Origin of the sequence: Methanospirillum sp., assembly GCF_035406105.1 — an archaeon.
Classification (GTDB): Archaea; Halobacteriota; Methanomicrobia; order Methanomicrobiales; family Methanospirillaceae; genus Methanospirillum.
In genome coordinates this window covers 1-5,753 of record NZ_DAONKG010000159.1, presented here as the reverse complement: position 1 = coordinate 5,753, position 5,753 = coordinate 1, and the positions used below count along the sequence as shown (strand labels likewise).

1 protein-coding gene and 1 pseudogene are annotated in these 5,753 nt (G+C 49.5%); both read right to left on the bottom strand.

Annotation, left to right across the window (positions count from 1 at the left end; translation table 11 throughout):
* A pseudogene (locus PLA23_RS09700) lies at positions 1–2,098 on the bottom strand (hypothetical protein); the annotation flags it as partial.
* Positions 2,099–2,139: 41 nt separating this feature from the next.
* The gene (locus PLA23_RS09695; protein WP_324475030.1) at positions 2,140–5,280 is read right to left on the bottom strand and encodes a PKD domain-containing protein; all 3,141 of its coding nucleotides are present in this window, start codon (positions 5,278–5,280) and stop codon (positions 2,140–2,142) included.
* Positions 5,281–5,753 lie beyond the last annotated feature (473 nt).

The following is a 5,753-nucleotide window of genomic DNA, read 5'->3' as shown; positions in this document are numbered from 1 at the left end:
CTCCGGCACAGGTTACATTCTCATCTTCACCTGCTGGTATGATACCCCCGTCCCCAAAGTCCCAGTACCACATCGTCGGGTTTCCGGTCGAGAGATCGGTAAACTGCACGGTGAGGGGAGCAGCCCCGCTTCGGGGAGATCCGGTAAAGTCAGCATTGATCACCGGCTGGGGTGAGCTGCCAAAGTCAAGATCCTTACGTATGATCCGCTCACCGCCACGGGTAATGACCTGCGTTGCACTTGCCTTTATTGTACCGATCCAGAATGAGATCGTCCGTCCTGCATCAGCTTCTGTTACCGGGACAATAAGGCGTGGATCATCAGGGTTTTGTCCTGGTGCTCCGTATGAACCGGCATACCGGGTGACATAGGTGGTAACAACCGTATTATCGATCTTTGCCTGAATGGTTGTTCCCACCGGGGCAGACTTACCGTCAATCTGTACATATCCATAAAACTCATACGGACTCATGGGCGGGATAGTCGTAAAGGTGAGATCCTGCCTGAATCTGCCACCACTGGTAATCTGGAAGGTCTGACCTGCTGCATATTCTCCTTCCATGAAGGTAATGTGTTTTCCGATGTCATCCACGGTGATTGGAACACGCAGTGCAGGATCTGTGTCATACTGTCCTCCGTACTGCCCGCTCTGGGTGATCTCATAGCTGCCTCTGACAACACCGTCGATCATTGCCTTCAGGATCGTTCCCTTCGCAGCCGGCTGACCGTCAATGGTAACCGATCCATAAAACAGAAGATCAGGAAGCGGCTGTGCATAGACAAAGTTGAGCGGCTGCTCCATCATCTTCCCGTCACCGGTGACCGTAACAGATGGTGCTCCCTGAATTCCTCCGCTCCAGAAGGTGATCTGCCGGCCGATATCTGCCTGGTTTATATTGACCGTCAGCTGGTCTGCCATACTGCCAGAGCCACCATAATATCCTTCCTGGGTAGTAACGATGGAGTCTTTCGTAACCCCGTCAATCTTGGCGATTATTTCGGTTCCTACCGGAGCAGGGAGGTAATTGAAGGTAACCGGCCCGTAGAACTGATATGGTGTGAACGGGGTTGTGGGTTCGAGCGTGTAGATGAAAATATCCCAGCCGCCAAACCGATCATCCTGCCAGACAACCTTATCAGCATAGATATCCGGTCTGATCTGGTTTCCTGGTCCGACACATACCGCATATGTCTTCGGGATTTGGAGATCAACCATATAGATGTCACTGTTGTTCTCCTGATCATATCTCGTCCACACTATCTTGGATCCTGATACGGCTGGCTCGACATCATCGTAATCGTCAAAGGTGACCGCCGTTGTCATGTCCTTTTTGATATTATACATGAAGATGTCCCATTTACCATTCCGGTTATCCTCCCAGACGACATAATCTCCGGATATCCGCGGATTCTGCTGGATATGGATATCTCTTGTTACCTGAATGGTTTTTTCAGTCTTGTAATTGTAGAGGTAAATATTCCAGTCGTTTTTGTTATCATCAAGCTGCTGATAGACAATCCATTCTCCGTCAATGTCAGGATTTGCCTTGTCTTTGTCATTTGGATTGATGTATACCGGCCTGGACTGGGTTCCCACCTTCATCATTCCGATATCCCGGATATCATCATTGCCAAAGTCCTCAAACACGACCATGTCCTGTGAGATAGCCGGCCTGAATTTATTGGTAGTATCCACGTACACCGGGCTTTCCTTGTGCATCGGGATGTTATATGAGTAGATGTCTGAGTTTTTGTGCCGGTTATCGTCCCATACGATAATGCCTCCGGAGATGTCCGGATTATTCTGGTCGCTCATAATGTTGGCAACCATCTGCCGGTTTCCGGTTTTCATATCATAGAACCAGACTTTTCCCTGTCCCTCATACTGCGTCCAGGTGACATACTGGTCATCGACGCGGGGATCCCAGTCATAGACTGAGTCAAATGTCATCTGTTCTTCTACACCCGGTGCCTGTGCAATCAGTTCTTCTGCTGAGAAACTGACAAGCGGCTCAAAATCAACCTGCTCCTCTTCTGCAAGACAGGGCATAAGCAGGAAGAGCATCAGGATCATTATTAACAGTGATGCAATTTTCATGGTTTTCCCTCAAATTTCTTTAAAAATGGTATATTTTCTCCCTAAATTCCTATTGCGGCAAGATCTCCTTCTTCACTCATGTATATCCAGTACCCATAGCCAGGATACAGAACATTGGCATTGCTCTCCGGCACGTTCATGATGGTGCCCTGATACCGCTGGATCGAGGAGTCAAAGCCGATTACATAGATCCACTGATCCTTGACCGAGAGGAGGGCATTATATGCAGGGACCGTGTTCAGGCTGGTCACACCGAAGGTGTTCCATCCCTTTACCAGTTTTCTGGTTGGCGGAATCTGCAAAGCATCGCCGGCAAAGTAGAGATATATTGCATCTTTCTTGGTTGAATAGATCCAGACCGCATCAAGAGGACTGATTACCGTTGTTGCACTCACCGTGCTCCACGATTTTGTCCGTGGATTGTAGGTAAAGATACTGTGACCGCCGACATCCACGTGCCCGAAGAGGACTTTTGCGGTATTCTGCCCGTCGGCAAGCATCTTTGGAACAGAGATAAAGTTCCAGCCCTGGTTCAGAGTTATCTGAGCTTCTGGCGGGCTGACGATACCGGCTGTAATCAGATTCTGTTTCACAACGCTCTTTGTCTGCCCGTTCCACAGAGTTGTCATCAGACCGACTGAATAGACCCCGTTTCTCGTGTATACATGGGTCGGATTTCTCTCGGTGGACGTCGTTCCGTCACCAAAGTCCCAGTACCATGATTTCGGGCTGCCTGATGACTTGTCGGTGAACTTCACAGATAGGGGTAATGCCCCCTGTGTCGGACTCGCGGTGAAATCAGCAGCACTGGAGGGTTTTGAGATGAAATTTATATTCTTTGAGACTTTCAGACCGCTCACTACCAGCTGGCTCTGATCGCCTTCTGCCCCGGCAGTGGTCTGGAATCTGATGGTCTTTCCAATATCAGCATTGGTAATGGCAACATCAAGGTACGGACCGTTTTCAGAGCCATACTGGCCGTTTGTCTGGGTGGTTATCTGTCCCCGTATCTGATTGTCAATGGTTGCGTAGATGGTGGTTCCTGCTGGAAGGGGTGCTCCATCAAGGTTTGCCCGACCCCAGAACTGGTATCTGGATTGGGCCGTAACAGTGAATGTAAGATCAAGTTTTCTCTCGATAATCTGCCCGCTTGCGGCAGAGACATCTGTGGAGGCGATGATAAGGTCACCCTGCTGGACAGATACGGTCACCTGTTGCCCGGCACTATAGGTTGCACCGCTATACTGGGCGGTAAAGGAGATATACTTCCCGTTATCGGTCTGGTATATTGGAACGTTCAGATTACTGTACTGACCGTTTGTCAGAACGGTAACCTGTCCCCGTATCTGGTTGTCAATAAGAGCCGAAATGATCGTTCCTGCCGGTGCATACTGCCCGTCAAGCAGTGCAGTTCCACTGAACCGGTAGGATGTCGGTGGGGGCGTTGTGCCAAAGGTCAGGTCAAACCAAGATCCCACCTGCTGGCCGACCGTGATACTCTGGGAGGCCTGCACTGATGAACCGCTTGTTGTTGCCGTAAATAGGATTTTCTTCCCAATATCGTTCTGATTGACCGGGATGGAAAGACCGGTATATGAACCCGCGGTAGTTACCGTTACCTGTCCTCTGATCTGGGAATCGATGGTTGCCATAATGATGGTTCCAACCGGTGCAGGCATGCTGTTAATGAGGGCATTTCCTGTCAGGGTATAGGTCTGCACCGGAGGAACTGATGAGGCAGAGAGGTCCAGTTTCATCACCCCGCCGGTACCAACGGTCAGAATCTGATCTGCCTGGAGGTCATTGAGTCTGAATGTGATGGTCTTTCCGGTATCGGCACTGGTTACCGGGATCTCAAGGAATGGGCCGTATGAGGATCCATAAGTTCCCGGCTGCTGCACCGTGGTCTTTGCCCTGATGGTCCCGTCAATCAGCGCCGTGATCTCCGTTCCAACCGGTGCTGGAGAACCGCTTATGGTTGCAGAGCCGTACAGCTGATACTTCCCGGTTCCAACACTCTCCGGGAAAGTATAGAGGAATATGTTTGAGTTCCCGGTGCGGTAATCCTGCCAGACCAGGTGGTTTCCATAAATTGACGGATTCTTCTGATCTCCCTGGTTGGATGTTACCTGATAGATGTATCCGGTGATAAGATCAAGCAGATAAATATCAGCATTCCCGTTCCGGTAATCCTCCCACACGACCAGGGGTCCGGAGATATCTGGGTTTACTGCCTTATACTTACCGTCAGTCAGCTGGTACTCCTCGAAGGTGTCAAGGGTCATGGCATAGATGTCAGAGACGCCGTTCCGGTTGTCCTCCCAGACAACAACCTTCCCGCTGATCCGTGGGTTTGTCTGGTCAGAGCGATCAGTCGTTAGCTGATACTCCTTTCCGGCGGTGATGTCATACAGGTAAATATCGGCATTCCCGTTCCGCCAGTCCTCCCAGACAATATACGATCCGGAAATATCCGGTCTCTTCTGTTCTGCAAGATCCTTCGTGACCGCCTGACTGGTCCCTGAATTCAGGTCAGCCATGTAAATATCAGGATTGCCACTCCTCCAGTCCTGCCATGCAATGTATCGGCCGGACACGACCGGCTGATTCTGGTTTGAAGTGGATGGTGAGATCGGTGCAGCAGTATCAGTCTGCAGATCATACCCGTTGATATTGGTTACCTGACTGGTCCCTGCTCCGGCCTGTTCATAGACGACAATCCGGCCTGAAATATCCGGTTTTGTCTGATGAAGTTTTCCCGGATATACCGGGTACAGGCCACCAGACTGGATATCATACAGGCCAATACCCGAAACACCGGCATTCCATTCTTCAAATACGACTCTCCCATCTGAAACTCTGGGATTGATGTGGTTCAGGTTTCCAAAGGTGATCTGCTTCTCAGATCCCCCACATGACTCTGAGGAGAGATCAAACCTCGTGGTGTCGACGGTCACCTTATTTGAGATGGTATATTCATCAGGGTTTTCCGAAACCGAAAGAATTGCAATACCGCTTGATGCACTCACCGGGGTACTAAATGATATATTCCCCGCCTGTATCTCTTCTCCTGATCCCCCGACAGGGGTGAACACAACCTCTTGTGCCATAACCCCGCCACAGAGGAGAATAAGCAGAATAATTGGTACATATCTCCATATCATCATCATTACGCCTCCCATCCGCAGGTACGCCTGATTGTTCAGGTGATACCCTTTACATGATATATGTGCTAATCTGTACGCTTAGCTCTATTAAATACTATCATTTTCAAACCTGGCTCTGAAAAAGCGCCTGACCGCTAAACAAGACAAAATTTTCATAATAAGAGATTATATCAATATATTTGATCCGATAAATCCTGAGCGCGCCAGATTTGTATGAGTCTGTCTTAATTTACTTTTATGCGCGAAAAGTGATCAGATGGTAATACCGGTTCATGGTGATGATACCATCATTATGGTACAGAGAGATAGCTGAGTACCTCATATGAGTAACGCCAGTATCCGTCCGTCATCAGAGCATGCATACCGGGTATATGCATGAGGGGGTTTGTATGAATCCGAGGATTGTTATCGGGGTATCCGGGGCATCTGGGATGCTCTATGCCAGAAGGCTGCTTGATCACCTGGCAGGAAAGGCAGAAATCCATCTC